The sequence below is a fragment of the Algoriphagus sp. genome, from assembly GCF_024642405.1.
GTDB lineage: Bacteria > Bacteroidota > Bacteroidia > Cytophagales > Cyclobacteriaceae > Algoriphagus.
In genome coordinates this window covers 1-23,520 of the sequence record NZ_JAHEBC010000030.1, presented here as the reverse complement: position 1 = coordinate 23,520, position 23,520 = coordinate 1, and the positions used below count along the sequence as shown (strand labels likewise).

Below are 23,520 nucleotides of genomic sequence, written 5' to 3'. Positions count from 1 at the left end.
ATCGAATCTAAAGATGGTGTGATCAAGAAATACATGGTATCCTTATCCAAACACATTCTGGTTCAGGAAAATGACTTTATCCGTGCAGGTGAGCCATTGTCTGATGGAGCTATCACTCCAAATGACATTCTTGCGATCAAAGGTCCAACAGCTGTTCAGGAATACTTAGTAAATGAGATCCAAGAAGTATATAGACTTCAGGGTGTTAAAATCAACGACAAGCATATAGAGGTAATTGTAAGCCAGATGATGCAAAAAGTTGAGATCCTTGATGCTGGAGACACAGGATTCCTTCAAAACCAAGTAGTAGATAAGTGGGCATTCAGAGAAGAGAATGATAATATCCTTGATAAGAAAGTGGTAATGGATGCAGGTGATTCCTCTACTTTGAAGCCAGGTATGATTATTTCTGCAAGAAGATTGAGAGATGAAAACTCAAGCTTAAAGCGTAAAGATCTTAAGCTGGTACAAGTAAGAGATGCGGAAACTGCTGTTTCTAAACCTACTCTTCAGGGTATTACTGCCGCTTCATTGGGTACCGAAAGTTTCCTTTCTGCCGCTTCATTCCAAGAAACAACTAAAGTTCTTTCTGAAGCTGCGATCAGAGGTAAACGAGATGAATTATTAGGATTGAAAGAAAACGTATTGGTTGGACATCTTATTCCAGCTGGTACCGGACAAAGAAGAATCCAAAATATTATCGTCGGTTCTCAGGAAGAATATGATAAGCTTTCTGATAATATGGATCGTGTAACAAGAAAATCAAGCGAAGCCATTTTATAATAAGTTGAATTAACAAATAGTTAAAGGCCTGTATCAGTACAGGCCTTTTTTAATCATAAGAAAATGAAAGACGAAAAAGGAAAAAGACCTGATCAGCAGATCAATGTTGAACTATCCGAGGAAGTTGCCGAGGGTGTTTATTCTAATTTGGCAATGATTGCCCATTCAAATTCCGAATTTGTTATTGACTTTATCAGACTAATGCCTGGTGTTCCAAAAGCTAAAGTAAAGTCAAGAATTATCGTAACTCCAGAGCATGCAAAGAGATTATTAGCTGCTTTAAGAGATAATATTGAGAAATATGAGGATGCTTTTGGAAAAATAAGCCATTCAGGTGGAGCTCCTCAATTCCCGATAAGTTTTGGTACCCCAGGAGAAGCATAACAAAAATATAACTACTTAATTTTGTTCATCTTATTACTTTGGTTACCTTTGCAGTCCAAAATTTAACAGTTTACAGGAAAACTAAATTTTATCAGTTAATGCCTACTATTCAACAGTTAGTAAGAAAAGGTAGAACTACACTGGAGACCAAATCGAAATCAAGAGCTTTGGATGCATGTCCTCAGCGAAGAGGGGTTTGTACCAGAGTATACACTACAACCCCGAAGAAGCCTAACTCAGCAATGAGAAAAGTGGCGAGGGTGAGATTGACAAATGGAAAAGAAGTGAATGCTTACATTCCAGGTGAGGGTCACAATCTACAGGAGCACTCAATCGTATTGATTAGAGGTGGTCGTGTGAAAGATCTACCAGGTGTAAGATATCACATCATCCGTGGTGCACTTGATACTGCAGGAGTTAAAGACCGTAAGCAAGGTCGCTCTAAGTATGGTGCTAAAAGACCGAAGGCTGGCAAAGGAGCTCCAGTTGCGGCTAAGAAAAAATAATTAAAACATTTAGAAGAAATGAGAAAAGCGAAACCAAAGAAGAGATATATTCTTCCTGATCCTAAGTTCAATGATACCTTGGTTACCAAGTTCGTGAACTGTCTTATGGTAGATGGGAAGAAGAGTATTGCTTACAGAATTTTCTACGATGCGGTAGAAAAAGTTGAACAAAAAGTAGGTGAGAATGGTCTTGAAGTTTGGAAAAAAGCGCTTAACAATATTGCTCCATCCGTTGAGGTGAAGAGTCGTAGAGTTGGTGGTGCTACGTTCCAGGTTCCAATGGAAGTTCGTCCTGAAAGAAAATTATCTCTAGGTATTAAGTGGATGATCACTTATGCAAGAAGAAGAGGTGAGAAAACGATGATGGACAGACTTGCAGGTGAGATCATTGCTGCTTCCAAAGGCGAAGGTGCCGGCGTGAAGAAAAAAGATGATACGCACAGAATGGCCGAGGCTAACAAAGCATTCTCCCACTTTAGATTTTAATTAGGATGGCAAGAGACTTAAAATATACCAGAAACATCGGTATTGCCGCTCACATCGATGCTGGTAAAACAACTACTACAGAGCGAATTCTTTTTTATTCTGGAGTTTCCCATAAAATCGGTGAGGTGCATGATGGCGCTGCAACGATGGACTGGATGGCACAGGAGCAAGAGAGAGGTATTACAATTACTTCTGCTGCGACCACTGTGTTCTGGAACTACAGAGATCACAAATATCAAATTAACATCATTGATACTCCTGGGCACGTTGACTTTACCGTAGAGGTAAATCGTTCCCTTAGAGTGTTGGATGGTTTAGTTTTCCTATTCAGTGCTGTGGATGGTGTTGAACCACAGTCTGAAACAAACTGGCGTTTAGCTGATAACTATAAAGTTGCCCGTATCGGTTTTGTTAATAAAATGGACCGTGCAGGCGCAGACTTCCTTGAGGTTTGTAAGCAAGTGAAGGAAATGCTAGGTAGCTATGCAGTTCCTTTGCAACTTCCAATCGGTGCTGAAGATAAATTCAGAGGAGTTGTTGATTTGATTAACAACAGAGCCATCGTTTGGAATGAAGAAGATATGGGAATGACTTTCGAAGAAGTTGCTATTCCTGAAGATATGACAGAAGAAGTAGAGCAATGGAGAGAGCATTTGCTTGAAGCAGTTGCAGACTACGATGAGTCATTGATGGAAAAATTCTTTGAAGACCCAAACTCAATTACAGAAGAAGAAATTCTTACGGCTTTGAGAAAAGCAACCATCGACATGAAAATTGTCCCAATGGTTTGTGGTTCTTCATTTAAAAACAAAGGAGTTCAAACCATGCTTGACTTGGTTATGGAATTACTTCCTTCTCCTTTAGATAAAGATAACTTAATCGGTCATGACTTGAATGACGAGGAAAAAGAAATAGTTATCACTCCTAATGAAGACGAGCCATTTGCTGGCTTGGCTTTCAAGATTGCTACAGATCCATTTGTTGGTAGATTATGCTTCGTGAGAGCTTATTCCGGTAGATTGGATTCTGGATCATATGTATTCAATAGCCGTTCCGGTAACAAAGAACGGATTTCCAGAGTATTCCAAATGCATGCTAATAAGCAAAACCAAATCGATGCTTTAAGAGCTGGTGATATTGGTGCTGTAGTTGGATTTAAAGATATCAAAACCGGAGATACGCTTTGTGCTGAAAATCGTAAGGTAGTTCTTGAATCTATGATATTCCCTGAGCCAGTTATCGGCTATGCAATTGAGCCTAAAACTCAAGCAGATGTAGATAAGTTGGGTATGGCAATAGCAAAACTAGTGGAAGAAGATCCGACACTCCAAGTTAATACTGATTTTGAAACTGGTCAGACTATCTTGAGAGGTATGGGTGAGCTTCACCTGGATATTATTATTGACCGATTGAAGAGAGAATTCAAGGTTGAGATTAATCAAGGAGCTCCTCAGGTTGCTTATAAAGAGGCTTTGTTTGGTTCTGTAGAACACAAAGAAGTTTACAAGAAGCAAACTGGTGGTAAAGGTAAATTTGCAGATATTGTATTTGAAATTGGCCCGAAAGATCCTGATCCTGAAACTGGTGAAATTAAAGCAGGACTTGACTTTGTCAATGGAATTGTAGGTGGTGTAATACCAAAAGAATTTATTCCATCTATTCAGAAAGGATTTGCTGAGGCTATGAAAAATGGTCCTTTGGCAGGTTATCCAATTGAATCCATGAAAGTAAGATTATTCCATGGTTCCTTCCATGATGTCGATTCAGATGCTCTTTCCTTTGAATTAGCAGCAAGAATTGGTTTCAAAGAAGCAGCTAAAAAATGTAAGCCTGCATTATTAGAGCCTATCATGTCTGTAGACGTAGTTTCTCCTGATGAATATACTGGTCCAATCACTGGTGATTTGAACAGAAGAAGAGGTTTAATGAAAGGTATGGATACGAAAGGTACTTCTTCCGTAATCAAGGCGTCGGTTCCATTGTCAGAGTTGTTCGGTTATATCACTGACCTTAGAACAATTACCTCTGGTAGAGCAACGGCTTCATTGACATTCTCTCACTATGAGCCTGTTCCAAACAACATAGCAGAGGGCGTAATTGCTAACGTAAAAGGTCAGAAAGACTAATCAATATTTGCGATGAATCAGAAAATCAGAATAAAACTAAAATCATACGATCACAGCCTGGTGGATAAGTCATCAGAGAAAATCGTAAAAGCTGTTAAAGCAACAGGTGCAGTAGTAGTGGGACCAATTCCATTGCCTACTAAAAAGGAGAAGTTTACTGTATTGAAATCTCCTCACGTAAGTAAAAAAGCTAGAGATCAATATCAATTATGTACTTACAAGAGATTAGTTGATATCTATTCAAATAGCTCTAAAACTGTAGATGCTTTGATGAAAATCGAACTTCCAAGTGGAGTTGATGTAGAAATCAAAGTTTGATCTGCTCTTAAATATTTTGTAAAAAAGACCTGCGCAACTGTGCAGGTCTTTTTCTATCATCACCTTTTGATAATGAAATGGGCGGTTTCAAAGGTTTAAAGAAATGAAAATTCTCTAAATGTTTGAAAATATACAAGTTGGCATTTGTTGCAGAATTTTATTTCAGTAACTTTGCAGTCCTTTAAAAGGGCTCATGCGTATAAGCGCTTGTGAATTATCAAATTATCTTATTATAGATGTCTGGTATTATAGGTAAAAAAGTAGGAATGACTAGCATTTTCAGTGCCGATGGACGTAATGTCGCATGCACGCTAATAGAAGCTGGTCCTTGCGTAGTGACGCAAGTAAAAAACGTTGAAACAGACGGGTACAACGCAGTGCAATTGGCATATGGTGAGCGTAAAGAGAAAAACACGCCTAAACCATTGATCGGTCACTTTAAAAAGGCCGGTACTACGCCAAAGCAAAAAGTTGTTGAGTTCAGAGAATTCCGGGTCGAGTTTGAAGGCCAGGTAGATCTAGGGGCTACTGTGAAGTCGTCAGAGGTATTCGTTGAAGGTGACTTCGTCGATGCTATTGGTACTTCAAAAGGTAAAGGTTTCCAAGGTGTTGTAAAACGTCATGGTTTTGGTGGTGTGGGTGGACAAACTCATGGTCAGCATAACAGACAAAGACACCCAGGTTCCATTGGTGCTTGTTCTTGGCCATCAAGAGTATTCAAAGGAATGCGTATGGCAGGAAGAACCGGCGGTGACAGAGTGAAGGTAATCAACCTAAAAGTGTTGAAAATCTATCCTGAGCAAAACCTGCTGTTGGTTTCTGGTTCAGTGCCAGGTCCTAAAAATTCTTTCGTTATTCTAGAGAAATAAGTCCATGGAATTAGCAGTAATAAATCATAAAGGAGAAGATACAGGAAGAAAAGTAAATCTTTCTGACGATATCTTCGGAATCGATCCTAACGATCACGCGATCTATTTGGATGTGAAGCAGTACTTGGCGAACCAAAGACAAGGTACGCACAAGTCAAAAGAAAGAAATGAAATCGCTGGTTCTACTAAAAAGATCAAAAAGCAAAAAGGTACTGGTAGTGCTAGAGCTGGATCTATAAAGTCGCCGCTTTTCAGAGGTGGAGGTAGAGTATTTGGCCCACAGCCAAGAAACTACACTTTCAAATTGAATAAAAAGTTAAAACAGTTAGCTAGAAAATCAGCACTTTCTTATAAAGTGAAAGATAATAGCTTGATGGTTTTGGAGAACCTTTCTTTTGAGGCTCCAAAAACAAAAAGCTATCTAGCATTGATGAATGGATTGTCTTTAGCTGATAAGAAAACGTTGGTTGTCCTTCCTGAGGAAAACAAAAATGTATACTTATCGAGCAGAAACCTTCCAAAGTCAAAGGTTGTAACTGTAAATGATGTAAATACTTACCAAGTTCTTAACGCTGACCACTTAGTGATTTGTGAAGGTTCTGTAAGTATGTTGGAAACCATTTTATCGAAATAAGACAATGGATATTCTAAAGCAGCCCTTAATTACTGAGAAAGTCTCTGCCATGAACGAAAGAGGAGTTTATGGATTTATCGTAGAGAAAACTGCGAAAAAGCCAGAGATTAAGAATGCAGTAGAGAAAACATACGGTGTAAACGTGGTTTCAATAAGAACCATGAGATATGCTGCAAAGCATAAAACTAGATACACCAAGAACAAAGTGGTGTCAGGCTTTACCAACGCTTTCAAGAAAGCGATTGTAGAAGTGGCTGACGGACAGGTAATTGATTTTTACGGAGAAATTTAATTGATTCAATATCATGGCAATTAAAAAATTGAAGCCTGTTACTCCAGGGACAAGATTCAGAGTAGCTCCAGCATTTGACGAGATTACAAAGTCAAAGCCAGAGAAATCTCTTCTTGCACCTTTGAAGAAATCAGGCGGAAGAAATAATGAAGGCAAAATGACTGCTCGCTACATCGGTGGTGGTCATAAGAGAAGACTAAGAATTGTAGACTTCCAAAGAAATAAGTTTGGTGTACCCGCTACCGTAAAGGCTATCGAGTATGATCCAAACAGAACAGCACGTCTTGCCCTGCTTTATTATGCAGACGGAGCTAAGGCCTACATTATCGCCCCGGAAGGTTTGGTAGTGGGACAAACAGTGATTTCCGGTGAGCAAGTTGCTCCAGAAGTAGGTAATTCTATGCCTTTGGTAAATATCCCTTTGGGTACTATTGTACACAATGTGGAATTGAAGCCAGGTAAAGGTGGAGTAATGGCCAGAAGTGCTGGTGGATATGCGCAGATCGTAGCTCGTGAGGGTAAATACGTAACTGTAAAACTTCCATCCGGCGAAATGAGACTAGTTCTTGGTGTTTGTATGGCAACAGTTGGTACTGTTTCCAATGGCGATCACATGAACGTAGTTCTTGGTAAAGCTGGTCGTAAGAGATGGTTAGGTGTAAGACCTCGTACAAGAGGTGTTGCGATGAACCCAGTAGATCACCCAATGGGTGGTGGTGAAGGTCGTTCTTCCGGTGGACATCCAAGATCTAGAAAAGGTCTCTTGTCTAAAGGTAAGAAAACCAGATCACCAAAGAAGTATTCAAACAAGTTCATCATCAGCAAAAGATCTAAATAATTATGGCACGTTCATTAAAAAAAGGTCCTTATATCGAACATCACCTGGTGAAGAAAGTGGATGTTATGAACGAGTCAGGCAAGAAATCTGTCATCAAGACTTGGTCAAGAAGATCTATGATTTCTCCAGACTTCGTGGGACATACCTTCGCTGTGCATAATGGAAATAAATTTATCCCAGTTTTTGTGACCGACAATATGGTAGGTCATAAACTAGGTGAATTTGCTCCAACCAGAAATTTCAGAGGCCACATTGCCAAAAAAGATAAAGGAAAGAGATAATCATGGAAGCTATCGCAAGATTAAATAATGTTCCTACTTCTCCGCGTAAAATGCGCCTTGTGGCTGACCTTGTCAGAGGCAAGAGAGTTGGAAATGCACTTAGTATTTTAAAGTTTACTCCGAATCATGGAGCTTTAAGATTAGAAAAGTTATTGCTTTCTGCCGTTGCCAATTGGCAGGCAAAAAATCCTGATGCCAAACTTGAAGAGGCAGATTTGTTTGTGAAAACCATTATGGTTGACGAAGGCAGATCTCTAAAAAGGTTGAGACCAGCTCCTCAAGGAAGAGGGCACAGAATACGCAAGAGATCAAATCATGTAATTCTCGTAATTGATTCATTCGATTCCGGAGAAGTTACCGCTGATGTAGTAGAAACAAACGAAAAGGCAAATTAAGAACAGACTATGGGACAAAAGATCAACCCAATAGGATTTAGACTTGGTGTAGTCAAAGGCTGGGATTCCAACTGGTATGGTGGGAAGGACTTCGCTGAAAAACTATACGAAGATCAGCAAATCCGTAAGTACGTCCTTGCCAGAATTCCTAAAGGTGGGATTGCTAAGGTGATTATTGAGCGAACGCTCAAAAGAATCACACTTACCATTCATACTGCCAGACCAGGTGTTGTAATTGGTAAAGGTGGAGCCGAAGTAGATAAGCTGAAAGAAGAACTAAAGAAGATCACAAGTAAAGATATTCAAATCAATATCTTCGAGATTAAGCGACCTGAATTGGACGCGAAATTGGTAGGTGAATCTATCGCTCAGCAACTTCAAGCTAGAATTTCCTTCAGAAGAGCAATGAAGCAAGCAATTGCTGCATCCATGAGAGTGGGAGCTGAAGGGATAAAAGTAAAACTTTCTGGACGTCTGGGTGGAGCCGAAATGGCAAGATCCGAAATGTACAAAGAAGGAAGAATTCCTCTTCATACTTTAAGAGCAGATATTGATTACGCACTTTCTGAGGCACTAACTGTGTACGGAATTATCGGAATCAAGGTATGGATCTTCAAAGGAGAAGTGTACGGTAAAAGAGACCTTTCTCCGAATCAAGGTGCCGCTAACGAACCAAAAGGTGGTCGTCATTCCGGTCCTAAGAGAAATGATGGTCCAAGACGCAGAAAAAGAAATAACTAATTTTCACCGACTAAGTGAGAAAGCATGTTACAGCCAAAAAGAACTAAATATAGGAAAATGCAAAAGGGCCGTGTCAAAGGCATTGCGCAAAGAGGGCATACGCTTTCTTTCGGCAACTTTGGCATCAAATCCCTGGAGGCAGGATGGATTACTTCTCGTCAGATCGAGGCAGCTCGTATCGCGATGACAAGAGCCATGAAAAGAGAAGGTCAAGTTTGGATCAGGATTTTCCCTGACAAACCGATCACAAAGAAGCCCGCAGAGGTTCGTATGGGTAAGGGTAAAGGTGCTCCAGAATATTGGGTAGCTGTTATCAAACCAGGAACGATCCTTTTCGAAGCTACAGGCGTGAGCCTGGAGACTGCTAAAGAGGCGTTAAGATTAGCTCAACAAAAGCTACCAGTAAGTACCAATTTCATCGTTCGTAGAGATTACGTAGAATAGAATGACAATGAAAAATACTGAAATTCAATCACTTTCTTCAAGTGAAATCGCCGAGCGAATTGTCGCTGAAAAGGGGAATCTATCGAAACTTAAGTTTGCGCATACGATATCTCCTATAGAGAATCCTAATAGAATCCGCGAGACCAAGCGTCTGATCGCAAGATTGAAGACTGCATTGGCTGCCAAATAACTAGCTAACAGAAAAAGAAATGGCTACGATTGAGAGAAATCTTCGAAAAGAAAGAGTTGGTAAAGTGGTAAGTAACAAAATGGATAAGTCCATTACCGTTGCAGTTGAGCGTCGCGTGAAGCATGCCATGTACGGTAAATTTGTTGCCAAAACAACCAAATTTATGGCTCATGACGAGAAAAACGAGTGTAACCCAGGTGACCTTGTTAAAATCAGTGAAACTCGTCCGCTGAGTAAGAACAAACGTTGGAGAGTAGTTGAAATTATTGAAAGGGCTAAATAATCATGATACAACAAGAATCCAGACTAAGTGTGGCGGACAATTCCGGTGCCAAAGAGGTATTGGTGATCCGTGTATTGGGAGGAACCAAGAAGCGTTACGCTTCAATTGGTGACAAAGTAGTCGTGACTGTAAAGTCAGCCCTATCTTCCAGCAACATGAAAAAAGGTACCGTTTCAAGAGCGGTTATCGTACGAACCAGAAAAGAAATTAGAAGAAAAGACGGTTCTTATATCCGATTTGAGGACAACGCTGCTGTATTGTTGAACAACAACGATGAGCCTAGAGGCACTCGTATCTTCGGCCCAGTCGCTAGAGAGCTGAGAGAGAAGCAGTTTATGAAAATCGTTTCTTTGGCTCCTGAAGTATTGTAATCATGGAAAGAAAATTAAATAAGCAGCCTAAGCTGCATATCAAAACCGGTGACACTGTTAAAGTGATCTCTGGCGATGACAAAGGCAAAACAGGTAAAGTACTTTCTGTTGATACAGCAAAAAGAAGAGCTTTCGTAGAAGGAATCAATATGATTACTAAACACGTAAAGCCAACTGCTGCAAAACCACAAGGTGGTATCGAGAAGAAAGAAGCTGCTTTACATCTAAGTAACTTAATGCTTGTAGATCCAAAGACTGGTGAGGCTACCAGAATTGGTCGTAAGGTGGGTGAAAATGGTAAACTAGTAAGATACTCAAAGAAAACTGGGGAGGTGATCAATGGCTAATCCAAGAATCAAACAAAAATATGTGGACGATATCGTCCCTGCTTTGAAGGAAAAGTTTCAATATACTTCTGTAATGCAAGTACCTAAACTTTCAAAAATTGTTTTGAATAAAGGTATTGGTGCTGCAGTCGCAGATAAGAAATTGGTTGATCAGGGGGTTGAAGAACTTTCTTTAATAACTGGACAAAGAGCCGTATCTACCAAAGCAAAGACTTCAGTTTCTAACTTTAAGTTAAGAGAAGGCATGCCGATCGGAGCAAAAGTTACTTTGAGGGGTCAAAAAATGTATGAATTCCTTGACAGATTGATGACTGTAGCTCTTCCACGTGTAAGAGATTTCAAAGGAATCTCTGATAAAGGATTCGACGGAAGAGGAAATTATACCTTGGGTGTAACTGAGCAAATTATATTTCCTGAGATCAGCATCGAAAAGGTGAACAGAATCTCTGGTATGGATATTACATTTGTGACTTCCGCTGATTCAGATGAGGAAAGCTTCGCATTGTTGAAGGCTTTCGGATTGCCGTTCGTTAATAAAAATAAAGAAGAATAATCATGGCAAAAGAGTCCATCAAAGCTCGTGAGAGAAAGAGAGAACGTCTGGTAGCCAAGTATGCCAAGAAAAGAGCCGAGCTAAAAGCAGCTGGTGACTACGAAGCACTTGACAAACTGCCAAAGAACGCTTCGCCAGTAAGATTGCACAATAGATGTAAACTTACAGGGCGTCCTAAAGGCTATATGAGAAAATTCGGTATCAACAGGGTAACCTTCAGAGAAATGGCCTCATCGGGCAAAATCCCTGGAGTGACTAAGTCCAGCTGGTAAAATAACGACAGTAGTTTTTATTCTAAAAATCAATTCGTAACTTTGCACGCCCAAATAGGGTGGAGCTAGACTTATAAATATCATGACTGATCCAATAGCTGATTATCTAACAAGATTGAGAAACGCCATCAAGGCTTCTCACAGAATCGTTGAGATACCTGCTTCTAACATAAAGAAGGAGATTACAAAAGTATTGCACGATAAAGGATATATTCAGAATTACAAATTCGAAGAAAATGGCCCGCAAGGTTCCATTAAGATCGCTTTGAAATTCAATCCTACAACAAAGCAAAATGCCATTGTTAATCTAACTAGAGTAAGTACTCCAGGTTTGAGAAAATATGTAAAACATGATTCTCTTCCAAGAGTAATAAATGGCTTAGGTATCGCCATTATTTCCACCTCTAAAGGTGTAATGACAGACAAGGAAGCCCGCGTGGAAGGCGTTGGAGGCGAAGTACTTTGCTACGTATATTAATTTACTATCATGTCTAGAATAGGTAAAAAACCAATAAATCTACCTGCCGGTGTTACTGTAGACGTGTCAGCTCATGGGCTGGTCACTGTTAAAGGTCCTAAAGGTACGCTCACTCAGGATGTGAATCCCGATATTGAGGTAAAAGTGGAGGGCAATGAAGTTGTCGTTTCCAGACCTACCGATTCCAAAAGACACAAGTCTATTCACGGACTTTACAGATCACTTATCAATAACATGGTTATTGGTGTATCTGAAGGTTACAAAAAAGATTTGGAGCTTGTTGGTGTAGGTTATAAGGCTACTAATCAAGGTCAAGTTCTTGAACTTTCTCTTGGTTATTCTCACAATATCTTCTTTGCATTGCCATCTGAAGTGGCTGTGAAGACAGAAACTCCAAAAGGTAAAAACCCGATCATTACGTTGGAGGCAATTGACAAGGAATTGATCGGACAAGTTGCAGCCAAAATCAAAGGTCTTCGTAAAGTTGAGCCTTACAAAGGTAAAGGTGTGCGCTTCGTGGGTGAACAAGTTAGACGTAAGGCTGGTAAAACTGCCGGTAAAAAATAATAGGTTATGGCATTTAATAAGAATTCCAGAAGACTTAGAATCAAGCAGGGTATCAGAAGAAAGATTTCTGGTACTGATTCCAGACCTCGTTTGTCAGTTTTCAAAAGTAATACTGGCATGTATGCTCAGCTTGTTGATGACCTTAAAGGTCAGACAATTGCTCAGGCATCTTCCAAAGAATTGGGAGCAAAAGCAAACACCAACGTTGCAATTGCATCAGAAGTAGGTAAGAAATTAGCCGAAAGAGCAGTTGCAAACGGAGTTAGCGAAGTAGTATTCGATAGAAACGGCTACTTGTACCATGGTAAAGTGAAAGCTTTGGCAGATGGTGCCAGAGAAGGAGGCCTTAAATTTTAATCAACTATGTCTCAACTAAGAAAAAAGCCTATCAGGGCTACAGATACAGAACTTAAGGAAAAAGTAGTTTCTATTAACCGTGTTGCCAAAGTGGTAAAAGGTGGTAGAAGATTCTCTTTTTCTGCAATAGTTGTAGTAGGCGACGGTGCAGGAGTAGTGGGTTACGGTTTGGGTAAAGCCAATGAAGTAACTGATGCTATCACTAAAGGTATCGAAGATGCTAAAAAGAATTTGGTAAGAGTACCAGTTTTAAAAGGAACTATTCCTCATGAGCAAATTGGTAAATTCGGTGGAGGTTTTGTATTGATCAAACCAGCAGCTGCAGGTACCGGTGTAATTGCAGGTGGCGCGATGCGTGCTGTATTGGAAAGTGCTGGCGTTACAGACGTTTTAGCAAAATCCAAAGGTTCATCAAATCCTCACAACGTAGTAAAAGCAACTATTGATGCTTTAACTCAATTGAGAGACGCGATCACTGTTTCTCAGCAAAGAGGTGTGAAAATGTCTAAAGTCTTTAACGGATAATCATCATGGGAAAGATCAAAATCACACAAACTAAAAGTACTATCGACCGTCCGAAGGATCAGAAAGCAACAATCACTGCTTTAGGTCTAGGAAGAATCAGTAAGTCTGTTGTTGTTGAAAACACTCCACAGATAGCTGGTATGGTTAATAAAGTTAATCACCTTGTAAAAGTGGAGGAAGCTTAATTATGAAACTGCATACATTAAAACCAGCAGAAGGTTCTACAAAAAACCGTAAAAGAATCGGTAGAGGTACAGGTTCTGGACGAGGTGGAACTTCTACAAGAGGTCATAAAGGAGCAAAATCTAGATCTGGATATAAATCCAAGGCTGGATTTGAAGGTGGTCAAATGCCACTTCAAAGAAGAGTTCCTAAGTTTGGCTTTAATAGCTTAAACAAGGTTGAGTTCAAACCAGTAAATTTGGATACCTTGCAGGCTCTTTCTGAAGAGTATAACTTAGAATCCATAGACATGACTGCTCTTGTTGCTCATGGAGTGGCTTCTAAGAATGACAAAATCAAAATCCTCGGAGGAGGTGAATTGAAAGCCAAATTAGACGTAACTGCTCATAACTTCTCTGCTTCTGCAATCGCAGCAATTGAGAAAAATGGTGGTTCTGTAAACAAGATTTAAGTAAATGAAAAAGTTTATTTCGACGGTTAAGAATATTTTCTCTATCGAAGATCTGAGAGTTAGAATTCTGAATACAGTAGGTTTTCTAATTATTTTCAGATTAGGTTCTTTCGTTGTTCTTCCTGGTGTAGATCCCTCTCGTTTGGGAGAAGCTCCGGAAGGCATTTTTGGACTGATAGATACATTCCTAGGTGGTGCATTTAGTAATGCTTCCATTTTTGGACTTGGCATTATGCCATATATTTCTGCATCAATTGTGTTGCAGCTGTTGACTGTCGGAGTACCTTACTTTCAGAAAATGCAGAAAGAAGGTGAGTCTGGAAGAAAAAGGATCAACCAGATCACTAGAGTATTGACAATTCTAATCACCATTGCACAGGGTATTGGTTACGTAAGTGCTACTATTCTTCCAACTGGTGCAGTAATGATCAGTACTTCTCTGTTTATGTTTAGTTCCTTGGTATTGTTATCTGCTGGAACCATGTTCTGTATGTGGTTAGGAGAGAAGATTACCGAAAAAGGAATAGGAAATGGTATTTCCATGTTAATCATGATTGGAATTATTTCCAGATTCCCAGGGGCATTAATAGCTGAAGGTTTGGAAAAAGGAACTTCTGGCATGTTGCTTTTGATAATTGAAGCATTGGTTTTGTTCTTTGTAGTTGTGGGAGTTATTGCTCTTACAGAAGCTACAAGAAGAATACCTGTTCAATATGCTAAGCAAGTTGTCGGCGGTAAAGTATATGGTGGACAAAGGCAATATATTCCGATTAAAGTCAATGCGTCTGGAGTTATGCCAATTATATTTGCTCAGTCTTTAATGTTTCTGCCTGCTTTGATCGCTCAGATCTGGGCTTCAGAAAGTGACGTTGCAAATTACATTGGAAACACATTCAGTGATTTTACTTCGTGGCAATACAACCTATTGTTCGCAGTTCTCATCATTATTTTCACTTTCTTCTACACTGCTATTACAGTTAATCCTGAACAAATAGCTGAGGATATGAAGAGAAATGGCGGGTTTGTACCTGGAATTAAACCTGGTGCCCCAACTTCAGAGTTTATTGATGGAATTATTTCTAAGATCACACTTCCAGGATCTATTCTTTTAGCAGCTGTGGCGATTTTACCTGCTTTAGCAATTATTGCTGGTGTGGGTGGAGAATTTGCTCAGTTTTATGGAGGAACATCATTACTGATTATGGTTGGTGTTATTCTTGATACGTTAAGGCAAATAGAAAGCTACTTGTTGATGCGTCATTACGAAGGTATGATGAAGAGTGGTAATTTGAAGAATAATCCTTCTAATTACCAAGTAGCGTAATATGATTAATTATAAGACTTCAGAAGAGGTTCATATAATAAAAGAAAGTGCAGATATACTTGGAAGAGCCCATGGGGAAGTTGCCAAGTATGTAAAGGAAGGAGTAAAGACTTCTTTCTTAGATAAAATTGCTGAAGAGTTTATTAGGGATCATGATGGTGTACCTTCTTTTAAGGGATACAACGGATTTCCTTCTTCACTCTGTATATCTGTGAACGAAGTAGTTGTTCATGGATTTCCAAGCGATTATGAATTGAAAGATGGCGATATAATCTCAGTAGATTGTGGAGTCTTTCACCAAGGTTTTCATAGCGATTCCGCTTATACATACCCTATTGGTGAGGTTCCTCCTTCTGTCTTAGCATTACTTAAAGCCACTAAAGATTCTTTATACTTGGGAATTGAAAAGGCTGTTTTTGGGAATAGGATAGGAGACGTTGGGAATGCGATCCAAAGATTCGTAGAAGCAAAGGGCTACACTGTAGTTCGAGAGCTTGTAGGACATGGCATTGGTCGAAATCTCCACGAATCTCCAGAAGTTCCTAATTATGGCAAAAAAGGTAGTGGCCCCTTATTGAATTCAGGGATGGTGATTGCAATTGAGCCGATGGTGAATCTAGGTACAAGGAATATTGTACAAGAAAGAGATGGTTGGACGATCCGCACCGCAGATCGAAAACCCTCTGCCCATTATGAGCACACAGTGGCAATATTTGAAGATAAAACAGAGGTTTTGACAACCCATAAATACATAGAAGAGAATTTTAAATTCTAATATGGCTAAACAGACATCTATAGAACAAGATGGTACCATCATAGAAGCATTGTCAAACGCAATGTTTAAAGTGGAACTAGAAAATGGACATCAGTTGATTGCACACATTTCTGGAAAGATGAGAATGAATTATATCAAAATTCTTCCTGGGGATCGTGTTAAGTTAGAGTTGTCTCCCTATGATTTATCAAAAGGTAGAATTGTATATCGTTATAAATAGACTGATATGAAAGTAAAGACATCTATTAAGAAGAGAAGTGTTGATTGTAAGTTGATCAGAAGAAACGGAAAACTTTACGTCATCAACAAGAAGAATCCTAAGTTTAAACAAAGACAAGGTTAAGATTATGGCTAGAATTGCAGGTGTAGATATACCAGACAATAAGCGAGGCGAAATCGGGCTTACTTATATCTTCGGAATTGGAAGAAGCTCAGCCAAAGCGATCCTGAGCAAAGCCGGTATCTCTTTCGACAAAAAAGCAGGTGAGTGGGATGATGATGAATCAACCGCAATCCGTAACATTATTGCCGAAGAATTCAGAACAGAAGGTGTACTGAAATCAGAGATCCAATTGAACATCAAACGACTGATGGATATCGGTTGTTATAGAGGTTTGAGACACAGAAAAGGACTTCCGGTTCGTGGTCAGCATACCAAGAACAACGCCAGAACAAGGAAGGGTAAGAGAAAGACAGTTGCTAACAAGAAAAAAGCAACTAAATAAAACCTGATTAGATTATGGCTCAGAAAAGAAACGATAAAGCAAAAGGTAAGAAAAGAGTTGTTAAGGTAGAAGCTGTAGGGCAAGTTCACATCAGAGCTTCCTTCAACAATATCATCATCTCTATTACTAATAATGCAGGTCAAGTGATCTCTTGGGCTTCTGCCGGTAAAATGGGTTTCAGAGGTTCAAAGAAAAATACTCCTTACGCTGCACAGATGGCTGCGCAAAACTGTGGACAAGTGGCTTATGACTTAGGTTTAAGAAAAATCGAAGTTTTTGTAAAAGGTCCAGGATCTGGTCGTGAATCAGCGATCAGAACATTGCAAAATGTAGGTTTAGATGTAACTACTATTACTGACGTTACTCCTATGCCACACAATGGTTGTCGTCCTCCTAAGCGTAGAAGAGTTTAATTTTAAATTTGTAAAAGAATGGCTAGATATACAGGTCCTAAAGCAAAGATCGCCAGGAAATTTGGCGAGCCTATCGAAGGGCATAGCAAAGCGCTTCAGAAGAAAAACTATCCTCCAGGACAACATGGAAGAGGTAGAAGAAAGAAGCAGTCAGAATACGCTATTCAGCTTGCTGAAAAGCAGAAAGCAAAATACATCTACGGAGTGTTGGAAAGACAATTCGCAAAGATGTTTGATATTGCTTCCAGAAAATCTGGTATTACAGGTGAAAATCTTCTTCAGCTTCTTGAAGCTAGATTGGATAACACCGTATATAGATTAGGAATCGCTCCAACCAGAAGAGGTGCCAGACAATTGGTTTCTCACAAGCATGTGCTTGTAAATGGTGAAGTAGTGAACATTCCTTCTTATTCATTGAAGCCTGGTGATATTGTTTCTGTAAGAGAAAGATCTAAATCTTTGGAAGCGATTACCAATAGTTTGGCTGGTAGAGGTGCAAATAAATATTCCTGGTTAGAGTGGGATGGCGCTTCATTATCCGGCAAATTCGTCAGTGTACCTTCCAGAGATGATATTCCAGAGAATGTCAAGGAACAACTCATTGTCGAACTTTACTCTAAGTAATTTTACTATTTTCAGCTTTTAAAAAAAGAACAAGATATATGTCCATACTAGCATTTCAAATGCCCGAAAAAGTGGTGATGGAAAAGGCCGACGACTTCCATGGCTTGTTTACTTTCAAACCACTAGAAAAAGGCTATGGAGTTACTATCGGTAACGCCTTAAGAAGAATTTTGCTTTCTTCGTTGGAGGGTTATGCCATCACATCTATTAAGATACCAGGAGTGGTGCATGAGTTTTCCACCATCGAAGGTGTTGTAGAAGACGTGACCGATATTATTTTGAATTTGAAGCAAGTGAGATTCAAGAAAGTGCACGAAGCATTTGATGGTAAAATCACTGTAGAGATCAAAAATCAGTCTGTGTTCACAGCAGGGGACATTGCTAAGTTTACTTCTTCTTTCGAAGTCTTAAATCCAGAGTTGGTGATTTGTCATATTGATGAGTCTAAAAATTTCGAGATAGAGATCACTATAGAAAAAGGAAGAGGATATCTACCAGCTGAAGAATCTAAACCAAAAGAGCAGGTATTCGGGCAAATTGCCATCGATGCAATCTTTACACCAATCAAAAATGTAAAGTACAGCGTAGAGAATACCCGTGTTGAACAGAAAACTGACTTTGAAAAATTGATCTTGGAAGTATCTACTGACGGCTCTATCCACCCGGAAAAAGCGCTTCAGGAGTCTGCTAAAATCCTGATCCAACATTTCATGTTGTTCTCTGATCAAACAATGGTACTTGACTCTACTGGTATTGCCGAGCCAGAACCAATTGATGAGGAGTTCTTGCATATGAGAAAACTTTTAAAGACATCTTTGGGCGATCTAGATTTATCTGTTCGTGCATTCAATTGTCTTAAAGCAGCTGATGTAAAAACTCTTGGAGACCTTGCCAAACTTGAAATTTCTGACATGATGAAATTCAGAAACTTCGGTAAGAAATCTCTAGCTGAGCTCGAGCAACTTATCCAAGAGAAAGGTCTGACCTTCGGGATGGATATTTCTAAGTATAAACTTGATGAAGAATAAATAACGATGAGACACGGTAAGAAATTTAACCACCTTGGTAGGAAAGCCGCTCACAGGAAGGCTATGCTTTCCAACATGGCAACTTCCCTGATTCTTCACAAGCGTATTTCAACTACGCTTGCCAAGGCTAAAGAATTGAAGAAATATGTGGAGCCATTGGTTTCAAGAGCCAAAGAAGACACTACTCATAACAGAAGAATTGCATTCTCTTACCTGAAAAGCAAAGATGCTATCATCGCTCTTTTCGGTGAAATCAGTTCCAAAGTTGGTACACGTCCAGGAGGATATACTCGTATTATTAAAACTGGATTCCGTCTAGGTGATAATGCTGAAATGTGTATTATTGAGCTAGTTGATTACAACGAATTGATGTTGAAGGATGCTAAGCCAGCTAAGAAAACTACCAGAAGATCTCGTAGAGGTTCAGGTAAATCTGCTGATGCTCCTGCAGCACCTACTGTTGAAGCCAAAACTGAAGAGCCTAAAGCTCCAGAAGCAGGCGATTCAACTGAAGGTGAAACTGAAGAAAAATAAGTTGATTAATGACTTTAATAATAAAAAAGGATTGGACTTTCGTTCAATCCTTTTTTTATACCCAATCCATTTATTCTCCTTCCCAATAAATCTTTAACTTTGGGCAACTTTCAAGAAAATGATTAGAAAAAAAGCGACTTTACTCTTAGCGGATGGAACTGTGTTCCAAGGAACCCTTATCGGAAATGCCGGCACTAATGGTGGCGAAATTTGCTTTAATACTGGTATGACTGGATATCAGGAAATTTATACTGACCCATCCTACACAGGACAGATTGTTGTTACAACCACTCCTCACATTGGAAACTATGGTGTAATTGACTCCGAAGTAGAATCCGATCATCCTACTGTGGCTGGTATTGTGGTTAGTAATTTTTCGGATGTTTATTCAAGAATTGATGCCTCTGGCTCATTGCAGGATTATTTGGTAAATAATAAGATTACAGGAATCGCAGATGTTGATACACGGAAACTTGTTAGGCACTTAAGGTCCAAAGGTGCAATGAATGCAATTATAAGCTCTGAATTTGAAGATAATATCGAAGGGCTCAAAGCTGAACTCGATAAAGTACCAAATATGGATGGACTTGAACTTTCATCTCAAGTCTGTACCCAAGAACCTTATTTCGTTGGAAATGAGAATTCTAAAATTAGGGTTGCCTGCCTTGATTTTGGTATAAAGAAGAATATTCTTAGAAATCTATCTGATCGTGGAGTTTATTGTAAAGTCTTTCCAGCTAAAACAAAGCTTGAAGAAATGGAAGCTTGGAATCCTCAGGCTTATTTCCTTTCAAATGGCCCTGGAGATCCAGCTGTAATGGAGTATGCAGTTGAAACCACCAAAGCGATTTTAAATACAGGTAAGCCGGTTTTTGGGATATGTCTTGGACACCAAATTTTGGCAGAATCGGTAGGAATATCTACCTACAAAATGCACCATGGACATAGGGGATTAAACCATCCCATAAAAAACATATTGTCAGGGAAAAGTGAAATTACCTCTCAAAATCATGGTTTCAATATTTCAAGAGAAGATTCTGAGAAAAATGAAAATGTGGAAATTACCCATATTCATTTAAATGATAATACAGTGGCCGGAATAAAATTGAAAAATAAGCCTGCCTTTTCGGTGCAATATCATCCTGAGTCGTCTCCTGGACCACATGATTCCCGTTACCTTTTCGACGACTTTATTTCTTTAATCAATAAAAATTAAATCTCAATAACCTTTTATACTATGACTTTGATACAAGCAATTCATGCACGACAAATTTTAGACTCTAGAGGAAATCCTACTATTGAAGTGGATGTTCTTACTGATACCGGTGCCTTCGGTCGTGCCGCCGTACCAAGTGGGGCTTCTACAGGAGTTAATGAAGCGGTCGAACTTCGTGACGGAGACAAAAGCAAATACCTTGGAAAAGGAGTGCTTAAAGCAGTAGAGAATGTAAATGAAATAATCCAGTCTGAATTGATCGGCGAATCCGTTTTCGACCAGAGAGGAATCGATAGTCTGATGATCAAATTGGATGGTACAGATACGAAATCTAAACTGGGTGCAAATGCGATTTTGGGAGTTTCTTTGGCAGTTGCCAAAGCTGCTGCTGATGACTTAGGAATTCCATTGTTCAGATATGTTGGAGGAGTAAATGCGAAAACTCTTCCAGTTCCAATGATGAATATTATCAATGGCGGTTCTCATTCTGATGCTCCAATTGCATTCCAAGAGTTTATGATTCGTCCAGTAGGAGCTCCAACTTTCTCGGAAGCTATGAGAATGGGAGCTGAAATTTTCCATAACCTGAAGAAAATTCTTCATGATAAAGGTTTGAGTACTGCAGTTGGGGATGAAGGCGGGTTTGCACCAAATTTCTCTGGTGGTACTGAAGAAGCTTTAGCTTGTATTTTAGAAGCAATAAAAAAAGCAGGCTATAAAGCAGGTTCTGATATTACCATTGCATTAGATTGTGCGTCTTCAGAATTTTTTGAAGATGGAAAGTATAATTACGCAAAATTCGAAGGAGAAACTGGAAAAGTAAGAACTAGAGCTGAGCAAGTAGATTACCTAGCCGAATTAACTGAAAAATATCCGATTGACTCTATTGAAGATGGTTGTGCAGAAGAAGATTGGGAAGGTTGGGCAATGTTGACAGCTAAAATTGGAGACAAGATCCAACTTGTTGGAGATGATCTTTTCGTTACAAACGTGAAGTTCTTGAAGCGTGGAATCGAAGAGAAATCAGCAAATTCAATATTGATAAAGGTAAACCAAATCGGAACATTAACTGAAACATTAGATGCTATTGATCTTGCTCATAAGGCTGGATTCACTGCTGTAATGTCCCATAGATCAGGAGAAACAGAAGATTCTACTATTGCTGACTTGGCTGTAGCTTGTAATTGTGGCCAGATTAAGACTGGTTCGGCGTCAAGATCAGATAGAATGGCAAAGTATAATCAATTGCTAAGAATTGAAGAATTACTTGCTGACACAGCTTATTTTCCTAAAAAGAAATAGGAATAAGTATAGATTTAAAAGGCAGCCAATTAAGGCTGCTTTTTTTTTGCATCATTTTTGTACCTTGTTGAGTAAATAATTTCAATAGGATAGAAATGAGCAAATACCTTAAATACACTAAAAACTTTTATGTTCTTGGGACGCTCTTTTTTATTTTTTGGATGGTTTTTATTGATTCCAATAATGTGGTCAATCAGTTTAAATTGAGTAGTAAGCTGGGAGAGTTAAATAACCAAAAGGAATTTTACATTGAAAGAAAAGAAATAATAAAAGCAGAAAGAGAAGAGTTAATGAGTAATCCAGAACTTTTAGAGAAGTTTGCTCGTGAAAAGTATCTCATGAAAAAGAAGACTGAAGACCTTTATGTTATTGTTGAAAAATAAGATTTTACTGCTTTTTGCTTTTGCATTCATACTGCATTTTACCGCAAATGCTCAGCGCAATATCTATTCAGATTCTCTGTCTTTAAAAGACAGACTTTATTTTGGAGGTAATTTTGGGATGCAATTTGGAACGGTAACTTTACTGGATTTTTCTCCTTTGGTTGGTGTTATGATTACTCCCAAGTTTTCTTCTGGATTAGGAATAACCTATCAATATTTCAATGATAGAAGATATATTGGAGGAGAAACATCATCCTATGGAGGAAGGATTTTTTCCAGATATAATGTTTTACCTAATATTTTTACCCATGCCGAGTATGAGCGAATCAATTTTGATAATTATAATATTTTAACTGATCGATTCGAAAGGATTTGGGTAAACTCATTATTTCTTGGGGGAGGGTATTTTGCACCCTTTGGTCCCAGAGGAGGAGCAAACTTCACTTTCCTGTATAATGTACTTCACGACAATTTAAGATCACCTTACGGTGAACCTTATGTCATAAGGGTTGGTTTTGTACTTTGATAGTGCATTAAATCCCACGATATGAATTCCTTTATTTCCAAAATATACCATGCTCATCAAGATTGCTCGAATTGCCCTTCTCCGAAGGTAATTCATAAATTTTTTGAAGATGTTTTGGGACTCTTATTCCCGGAATTTGCTTTAGAGAAAATTAAAGAAGAAAAAGAAGTCGTTGTAAAATTTGCTGAATTGGAAATTTCCTTGGCTACCATTCTTACAAGAAATTTGCATCTCCATTTTGGTGATGGAGAGAAAATCGCGAAAGATTTTTTTTTAGAATTGGAATTGGTTTATGATTGGATTCATCAAGATGTTGAAGCTATCTATGCCGGTGATCCTGCTGCGAAATCTAAGACAGAAATTCTAAGAAGCTACCCTGGGTTTTATGCCATAGCTGCTTATAGAATAGCTAATTTGTTACATAGATTGGGAGTGTCTTTGATTCCTAGAATGATAACAGAACTTGCCCATAGTAGAACAGGTATAGAGATTCATCCTGCCGCTAAAATAGGCCAATATTTTTGTATAGATCATGGAACAGGAGTAGTTATTGGTGAGACAACGATTATAGGAAACCATGTCAAAATCTATCAAGGAGTAACTTTAGGTGCTTTGAGTGTGAATAAAGCTGATGCAGATATCAAGAGACACCCAACGATTGAAGATCATGTAGTGATTTATTCAGGAGCTACTATTTTGGGTGGCAATACAGTGATTGGTGAGAAAAGCGTGATTGGTGGAAATGTTTGGTTGACAAAAAGTATTCCTGCTGGGAGCAAGGTTTATTACCAAACCCAAATGTATCACACTGATTCTGAAGTAACTGATTTATATGTCTTCAAAAACGACCAAGATGAAGTTATTTGAACTGATAGGGAATACTCCTCTTATTTCACTTGATCAGATTCCGGTCAATCCAAAAGTGAAAATCCTTTGCAAACTCGAAGGACAAAATCCAGGCGGAAGTGTAAAAGATCGAGCTGCTTATAATATGAT

The 23,520-nt window shown here is 38.9% G+C and carries 40 protein-coding genes and 1 pseudogene; all 41 read left to right on the top strand.

Annotated features, from left to right (window positions below; translation table 11 throughout):
- Positions 1-783 (top strand): annotated as a pseudogene (locus tag Q0L68_RS04380) (DNA-directed RNA polymerase subunit beta'); the annotation flags it as partial.
- 63 nt (positions 784-846) lie between these two features.
- On the top strand, positions 847-1,167 hold the full coding sequence (locus tag Q0L68_RS04375) for a DUF3467 domain-containing protein (protein ID WP_296699908.1): 321 nt from the start codon (positions 847-849) through the stop codon (positions 1,165-1,167).
- Positions 1,168-1,265: 98 nt separating this feature from the next.
- Positions 1,266-1,673, top strand: coding sequence for a 30S ribosomal protein S12 (gene rpsL / locus Q0L68_RS04370; RefSeq protein WP_296699906.1), 408 nt, complete (start codon positions 1,266-1,268; stop codon positions 1,671-1,673).
- A gap of 18 nt (positions 1,674-1,691) precedes the next feature.
- Positions 1,692-2,159, top strand: a complete 468-nt coding sequence (rpsG, locus tag Q0L68_RS04365) for a 30S ribosomal protein S7 (RefSeq protein ID WP_206584544.1) — start codon at positions 1,692-1,694, stop codon at positions 2,157-2,159.
- Positions 2,160-2,164: 5 nt separating this feature from the next.
- Positions 2,165-4,285: an elongation factor G gene (gene fusA / locus Q0L68_RS04360; RefSeq protein ID WP_296699900.1), complete on the top strand. Its 2,121-nt coding sequence runs from the start codon at positions 2,165-2,167 to the stop codon at positions 4,283-4,285.
- Positions 4,286-4,297: 12 nt separating this feature from the next.
- Entirely contained in the window at positions 4,298-4,603 is a 306-nt protein-coding gene (gene rpsJ / locus Q0L68_RS04355) for a 30S ribosomal protein S10 (RefSeq protein WP_008203035.1), read from the top strand.
- Positions 4,604-4,839: 236 nt separating this feature from the next.
- The gene (gene rplC / locus Q0L68_RS04350; RefSeq protein WP_296699881.1) at positions 4,840-5,472 is read left to right on the top strand and encodes a 50S ribosomal protein L3; all 633 of its coding nucleotides are present in this window, start codon (positions 4,840-4,842) and stop codon (positions 5,470-5,472) included.
- A gap of 4 nt (positions 5,473-5,476) precedes the next feature.
- Complete coding sequence (gene rplD / locus Q0L68_RS04345; RefSeq protein WP_296699879.1) at positions 5,477-6,106, top strand: 50S ribosomal protein L4; 630 nt, start codon at positions 5,477-5,479, stop codon at positions 6,104-6,106.
- Positions 6,107-6,110: 4 nt separating this feature from the next.
- Positions 6,111-6,398: a 50S ribosomal protein L23 gene (rplW, locus tag Q0L68_RS04340; RefSeq protein ID WP_296699877.1), complete on the top strand. Its 288-nt coding sequence runs from the start codon at positions 6,111-6,113 to the stop codon at positions 6,396-6,398.
- 13 nt (positions 6,399-6,411) lie between these two features.
- A complete protein-coding gene (rplB, locus tag Q0L68_RS04335) occupies positions 6,412-7,236 on the top strand; it encodes a 50S ribosomal protein L2 (protein ID WP_296699874.1) in 825 nt (274 codons plus the stop codon).
- 2 nt (positions 7,237-7,238) lie between these two features.
- Positions 7,239-7,517: a 30S ribosomal protein S19 gene (gene rpsS / locus Q0L68_RS04330; RefSeq protein WP_074226879.1), complete on the top strand. Its 279-nt coding sequence runs from the start codon at positions 7,239-7,241 to the stop codon at positions 7,515-7,517.
- Between the two features lie 2 nt (positions 7,518-7,519).
- Positions 7,520-7,912, top strand: coding sequence for a 50S ribosomal protein L22 (gene rplV / locus Q0L68_RS04325; protein ID WP_296699870.1), 393 nt, complete (start codon positions 7,520-7,522; stop codon positions 7,910-7,912).
- 9 nt (positions 7,913-7,921) lie between these two features.
- Complete coding sequence (gene rpsC / locus Q0L68_RS04320; protein WP_296699867.1) at positions 7,922-8,653, top strand: 30S ribosomal protein S3; 732 nt, start codon at positions 7,922-7,924, stop codon at positions 8,651-8,653.
- 24 nt (positions 8,654-8,677) lie between these two features.
- Positions 8,678-9,097, top strand: a complete 420-nt coding sequence (rplP, locus tag Q0L68_RS04315) for a 50S ribosomal protein L16 (RefSeq protein ID WP_184494596.1) — start codon at positions 8,678-8,680, stop codon at positions 9,095-9,097.
- A 7-nt stretch (positions 9,098-9,104) separates the two neighbouring features.
- A complete protein-coding gene (rpmC, locus tag Q0L68_RS04310) occupies positions 9,105-9,287 on the top strand; it encodes a 50S ribosomal protein L29 (RefSeq protein ID WP_296699860.1) in 183 nt (60 codons plus the stop codon).
- Between the two features lie 19 nt (positions 9,288-9,306).
- The gene (gene rpsQ / locus Q0L68_RS04305) at positions 9,307-9,570 is read left to right on the top strand and encodes a 30S ribosomal protein S17 (RefSeq protein WP_074226883.1); all 264 of its coding nucleotides are present in this window, start codon (positions 9,307-9,309) and stop codon (positions 9,568-9,570) included.
- A gap of 2 nt (positions 9,571-9,572) precedes the next feature.
- Positions 9,573-9,941, top strand: coding sequence for a 50S ribosomal protein L14 (gene rplN, locus Q0L68_RS04300; RefSeq protein WP_057939449.1), 369 nt, complete (start codon positions 9,573-9,575; stop codon positions 9,939-9,941).
- Positions 9,942-9,943: 2 nt separating this feature from the next.
- Complete coding sequence (rplX, locus tag Q0L68_RS04295; protein WP_296699852.1) at positions 9,944-10,288, top strand: 50S ribosomal protein L24; 345 nt, start codon at positions 9,944-9,946, stop codon at positions 10,286-10,288.
- Entirely contained in the window at positions 10,281-10,841 is a 561-nt protein-coding gene (rplE, locus tag Q0L68_RS04290) for a 50S ribosomal protein L5 (protein ID WP_296699849.1), read from the top strand. Before rplX ends, rplE begins: the two co-directional genes overlap by 8 nt.
- 2 nt (positions 10,842-10,843) lie before the next feature.
- Positions 10,844-11,113 (top strand): 30S ribosomal protein S14, encoded by a 270-nt coding sequence (rpsN, locus tag Q0L68_RS04285; RefSeq protein WP_008203013.1) that lies wholly within the window; start codon positions 10,844-10,846, stop codon positions 11,111-11,113.
- Between the two features lie 82 nt (positions 11,114-11,195).
- The gene (rpsH, locus tag Q0L68_RS04280) at positions 11,196-11,591 is read left to right on the top strand and encodes a 30S ribosomal protein S8 (protein WP_296699842.1); all 396 of its coding nucleotides are present in this window, start codon (positions 11,196-11,198) and stop codon (positions 11,589-11,591) included.
- A gap of 9 nt (positions 11,592-11,600) precedes the next feature.
- Positions 11,601-12,158, top strand: coding sequence for a 50S ribosomal protein L6 (rplF, locus tag Q0L68_RS04275; RefSeq protein WP_296699838.1), 558 nt, complete (start codon positions 11,601-11,603; stop codon positions 12,156-12,158).
- 6 nt (positions 12,159-12,164) lie between these two features.
- A complete protein-coding gene (rplR, locus tag Q0L68_RS04270) occupies positions 12,165-12,515 on the top strand; it encodes a 50S ribosomal protein L18 (RefSeq protein ID WP_296699835.1) in 351 nt (116 codons plus the stop codon).
- Between the two features lie 6 nt (positions 12,516-12,521).
- Complete coding sequence (rpsE, locus tag Q0L68_RS04265) at positions 12,522-13,040, top strand: 30S ribosomal protein S5 (protein ID WP_296699832.1); 519 nt, start codon at positions 12,522-12,524, stop codon at positions 13,038-13,040.
- Positions 13,041-13,045: 5 nt separating this feature from the next.
- Positions 13,046-13,225, top strand: coding sequence for a 50S ribosomal protein L30 (gene rpmD / locus Q0L68_RS04260; protein ID WP_074226890.1), 180 nt, complete (start codon positions 13,046-13,048; stop codon positions 13,223-13,225).
- A 2-nt stretch (positions 13,226-13,227) separates the two neighbouring features.
- Complete coding sequence (gene rplO, locus Q0L68_RS04255; RefSeq protein ID WP_296699826.1) at positions 13,228-13,674, top strand: 50S ribosomal protein L15; 447 nt, start codon at positions 13,228-13,230, stop codon at positions 13,672-13,674.
- Between the two features lie 4 nt (positions 13,675-13,678).
- Positions 13,679-14,998 (top strand): preprotein translocase subunit SecY, encoded by a 1,320-nt coding sequence (gene secY, locus Q0L68_RS04250; RefSeq protein WP_296699823.1) that lies wholly within the window; start codon positions 13,679-13,681, stop codon positions 14,996-14,998.
- A 1-nt stretch (position 14,999) separates the two neighbouring features.
- The gene (map, locus tag Q0L68_RS04245; protein WP_296699819.1) at positions 15,000-15,773 is read left to right on the top strand and encodes a type I methionyl aminopeptidase; all 774 of its coding nucleotides are present in this window, start codon (positions 15,000-15,002) and stop codon (positions 15,771-15,773) included.
- Between the two features lies 1 nt (position 15,774).
- Positions 15,775-15,993, top strand: coding sequence for a translation initiation factor IF-1 (infA, locus tag Q0L68_RS04240; protein WP_008202999.1), 219 nt, complete (start codon positions 15,775-15,777; stop codon positions 15,991-15,993).
- A gap of 6 nt (positions 15,994-15,999) precedes the next feature.
- Positions 16,000-16,116 (top strand): 50S ribosomal protein L36, encoded by a 117-nt coding sequence (gene rpmJ / locus Q0L68_RS04235; RefSeq protein ID WP_206584531.1) that lies wholly within the window; start codon positions 16,000-16,002, stop codon positions 16,114-16,116.
- A 4-nt stretch (positions 16,117-16,120) separates the two neighbouring features.
- Positions 16,121-16,498, top strand: coding sequence for a 30S ribosomal protein S13 (rpsM, locus tag Q0L68_RS04230; RefSeq protein ID WP_008202997.1), 378 nt, complete (start codon positions 16,121-16,123; stop codon positions 16,496-16,498).
- Between the two features lie 14 nt (positions 16,499-16,512).
- Entirely contained in the window at positions 16,513-16,911 is a 399-nt protein-coding gene (gene rpsK, locus Q0L68_RS04225) for a 30S ribosomal protein S11 (protein ID WP_074226895.1), read from the top strand.
- An 18-nt stretch (positions 16,912-16,929) separates the two neighbouring features.
- Positions 16,930-17,535, top strand: a complete 606-nt coding sequence (rpsD, locus tag Q0L68_RS04220) for a 30S ribosomal protein S4 (RefSeq protein WP_296699782.1) — start codon at positions 16,930-16,932, stop codon at positions 17,533-17,535.
- A gap of 38 nt (positions 17,536-17,573) precedes the next feature.
- On the top strand, positions 17,574-18,563 hold the full coding sequence (locus tag Q0L68_RS04215) for a DNA-directed RNA polymerase subunit alpha (RefSeq protein WP_296699779.1): 990 nt from the start codon (positions 17,574-17,576) through the stop codon (positions 18,561-18,563).
- 6 nt (positions 18,564-18,569) lie between these two features.
- Positions 18,570-19,097 carry a 50S ribosomal protein L17 gene (rplQ, locus tag Q0L68_RS04210; RefSeq protein ID WP_296699777.1) on the top strand — a complete coding sequence of 176 codons (528 nt, stop codon included), beginning with the start codon at positions 18,570-18,572 and terminating at the stop codon, positions 19,095-19,097.
- Positions 19,098-19,215: 118 nt separating this feature from the next.
- Positions 19,216-20,313: a glutamine-hydrolyzing carbamoyl-phosphate synthase small subunit gene (carA, locus tag Q0L68_RS04205; protein WP_296699774.1), complete on the top strand. Its 1,098-nt coding sequence runs from the start codon at positions 19,216-19,218 to the stop codon at positions 20,311-20,313.
- 21 nt (positions 20,314-20,334) lie between these two features.
- Positions 20,335-21,615: a phosphopyruvate hydratase gene (gene eno, locus Q0L68_RS04200; protein ID WP_296699771.1), complete on the top strand. Its 1,281-nt coding sequence runs from the start codon at positions 20,335-20,337 to the stop codon at positions 21,613-21,615.
- Between the two features lie 95 nt (positions 21,616-21,710).
- The gene (locus Q0L68_RS04195; protein ID WP_296699768.1) at positions 21,711-21,998 is read left to right on the top strand and encodes a septum formation initiator family protein; all 288 of its coding nucleotides are present in this window, start codon (positions 21,711-21,713) and stop codon (positions 21,996-21,998) included.
- On the top strand, positions 21,979-22,524 hold the full coding sequence (locus tag Q0L68_RS04190) for a hypothetical protein (protein ID WP_296699765.1): 546 nt from the start codon (positions 21,979-21,981) through the stop codon (positions 22,522-22,524). Before Q0L68_RS04195 ends, Q0L68_RS04190 begins: the two co-directional genes overlap by 20 nt.
- 21 nt (positions 22,525-22,545) lie before the next feature.
- The gene (locus tag Q0L68_RS04185) at positions 22,546-23,391 is read left to right on the top strand and encodes a serine acetyltransferase (RefSeq protein WP_296699762.1); all 846 of its coding nucleotides are present in this window, start codon (positions 22,546-22,548) and stop codon (positions 23,389-23,391) included.
- On the top strand, positions 23,378-23,520 hold a 143-nt coding region (locus tag Q0L68_RS04180; protein WP_296699910.1), incomplete at its 3' end, for a pyridoxal-phosphate dependent enzyme. The genes Q0L68_RS04185 and Q0L68_RS04180, both read left to right, overlap by 14 nt.

Coding starts and splice junctions, on each gene's coding strand:
- carA (WP_296699774.1), top strand. CDS start 19,216: ATGATTAGAAAAAAAGCGACTTTACTCTTAGCGGATGGAACTGTGTTC.
- rpsN (WP_008203013.1), top strand. CDS start 10,844: ATGGCAAAAGAGTCCATCAAAGCTCGTGAGAGAAAGAGAGAACGTCTG.
- rplX (WP_296699852.1), top strand. CDS start 9,944: ATGGAAAGAAAATTAAATAAGCAGCCTAAGCTGCATATCAAAACCGGT.
- rpsQ (WP_074226883.1), top strand. CDS start 9,307: ATGGCTACGATTGAGAGAAATCTTCGAAAAGAAAGAGTTGGTAAAGTG.
- rplN (WP_057939449.1), top strand. CDS start 9,573: ATGATACAACAAGAATCCAGACTAAGTGTGGCGGACAATTCCGGTGCC.
- rplV (WP_296699870.1), top strand. CDS start 7,520: ATGGAAGCTATCGCAAGATTAAATAATGTTCCTACTTCTCCGCGTAAA.
- rpsM (WP_008202997.1), top strand. CDS start 16,121: ATGGCTAGAATTGCAGGTGTAGATATACCAGACAATAAGCGAGGCGAA.
- Q0L68_RS04195 (WP_296699768.1), top strand. CDS start 21,711: ATGAGCAAATACCTTAAATACACTAAAAACTTTTATGTTCTTGGGACG.
- rpsD (WP_296699782.1), top strand. CDS start 16,930: ATGGCTAGATATACAGGTCCTAAAGCAAAGATCGCCAGGAAATTTGGC.
- Q0L68_RS04215 (WP_296699779.1), top strand. CDS start 17,574: ATGTCCATACTAGCATTTCAAATGCCCGAAAAAGTGGTGATGGAAAAG.
- map (WP_296699819.1), top strand. CDS start 15,000: ATGATTAATTATAAGACTTCAGAAGAGGTTCATATAATAAAAGAAAGT.
- rpsJ (WP_008203035.1), top strand. CDS start 4,298: ATGAATCAGAAAATCAGAATAAAACTAAAATCATACGATCACAGCCTG.
- rplP (WP_184494596.1), top strand. CDS start 8,678: ATGTTACAGCCAAAAAGAACTAAATATAGGAAAATGCAAAAGGGCCGT.
- Q0L68_RS04375 (WP_296699908.1), top strand. CDS start 847: ATGAAAGACGAAAAAGGAAAAAGACCTGATCAGCAGATCAATGTTGAA.
- secY (WP_296699823.1), top strand. CDS start 13,679: ATGAAAAAGTTTATTTCGACGGTTAAGAATATTTTCTCTATCGAAGAT.
- rpsE (WP_296699832.1), top strand. CDS start 12,522: ATGTCTCAACTAAGAAAAAAGCCTATCAGGGCTACAGATACAGAACTT.
- infA (WP_008202999.1), top strand. CDS start 15,775: ATGGCTAAACAGACATCTATAGAACAAGATGGTACCATCATAGAAGCA.
- rplF (WP_296699838.1), top strand. CDS start 11,601: ATGTCTAGAATAGGTAAAAAACCAATAAATCTACCTGCCGGTGTTACT.
- rplB (WP_296699874.1), top strand. CDS start 6,412: ATGGCAATTAAAAAATTGAAGCCTGTTACTCCAGGGACAAGATTCAGA.
- rplC (WP_296699881.1), top strand. CDS start 4,840: ATGTCTGGTATTATAGGTAAAAAAGTAGGAATGACTAGCATTTTCAGT.
- rpsK (WP_074226895.1), top strand. CDS start 16,513: ATGGCTCAGAAAAGAAACGATAAAGCAAAAGGTAAGAAAAGAGTTGTT.
- eno (WP_296699771.1), top strand. CDS start 20,335: ATGACTTTGATACAAGCAATTCATGCACGACAAATTTTAGACTCTAGA.
- rplQ (WP_296699777.1), top strand. CDS start 18,570: ATGAGACACGGTAAGAAATTTAACCACCTTGGTAGGAAAGCCGCTCAC.
- rpsL (WP_296699906.1), top strand. CDS start 1,266: ATGCCTACTATTCAACAGTTAGTAAGAAAAGGTAGAACTACACTGGAG.
- rpsC (WP_296699867.1), top strand. CDS start 7,922: ATGGGACAAAAGATCAACCCAATAGGATTTAGACTTGGTGTAGTCAAA.
- rpmD (WP_074226890.1), top strand. CDS start 13,046: ATGGGAAAGATCAAAATCACACAAACTAAAAGTACTATCGACCGTCCG.
- rpmJ (WP_206584531.1), top strand. CDS start 16,000: ATGAAAGTAAAGACATCTATTAAGAAGAGAAGTGTTGATTGTAAGTTG.
- rpsH (WP_296699842.1), top strand. CDS start 11,196: ATGACTGATCCAATAGCTGATTATCTAACAAGATTGAGAAACGCCATC.
- rpsG (WP_206584544.1), top strand. CDS start 1,692: ATGAGAAAAGCGAAACCAAAGAAGAGATATATTCTTCCTGATCCTAAG.
- rplW (WP_296699877.1), top strand. CDS start 6,111: ATGGATATTCTAAAGCAGCCCTTAATTACTGAGAAAGTCTCTGCCATG.
- Q0L68_RS04185 (WP_296699762.1), top strand. CDS start 22,546: ATGAATTCCTTTATTTCCAAAATATACCATGCTCATCAAGATTGCTCG.
- rplR (WP_296699835.1), top strand. CDS start 12,165: ATGGCATTTAATAAGAATTCCAGAAGACTTAGAATCAAGCAGGGTATC.
- rplD (WP_296699879.1), top strand. CDS start 5,477: ATGGAATTAGCAGTAATAAATCATAAAGGAGAAGATACAGGAAGAAAA.
- rplE (WP_296699849.1), top strand. CDS start 10,281: ATGGCTAATCCAAGAATCAAACAAAAATATGTGGACGATATCGTCCCT.
- rpsS (WP_074226879.1), top strand. CDS start 7,239: ATGGCACGTTCATTAAAAAAAGGTCCTTATATCGAACATCACCTGGTG.
- fusA (WP_296699900.1), top strand. CDS start 2,165: ATGGCAAGAGACTTAAAATATACCAGAAACATCGGTATTGCCGCTCAC.
- Q0L68_RS04190 (WP_296699765.1), top strand. CDS start 21,979: ATGTTATTGTTGAAAAATAAGATTTTACTGCTTTTTGCTTTTGCATTC.
- rplO (WP_296699826.1), top strand. CDS start 13,228: ATGAAACTGCATACATTAAAACCAGCAGAAGGTTCTACAAAAAACCGT.
- rpmC (WP_296699860.1), top strand. CDS start 9,105: ATGAAAAATACTGAAATTCAATCACTTTCTTCAAGTGAAATCGCCGAG.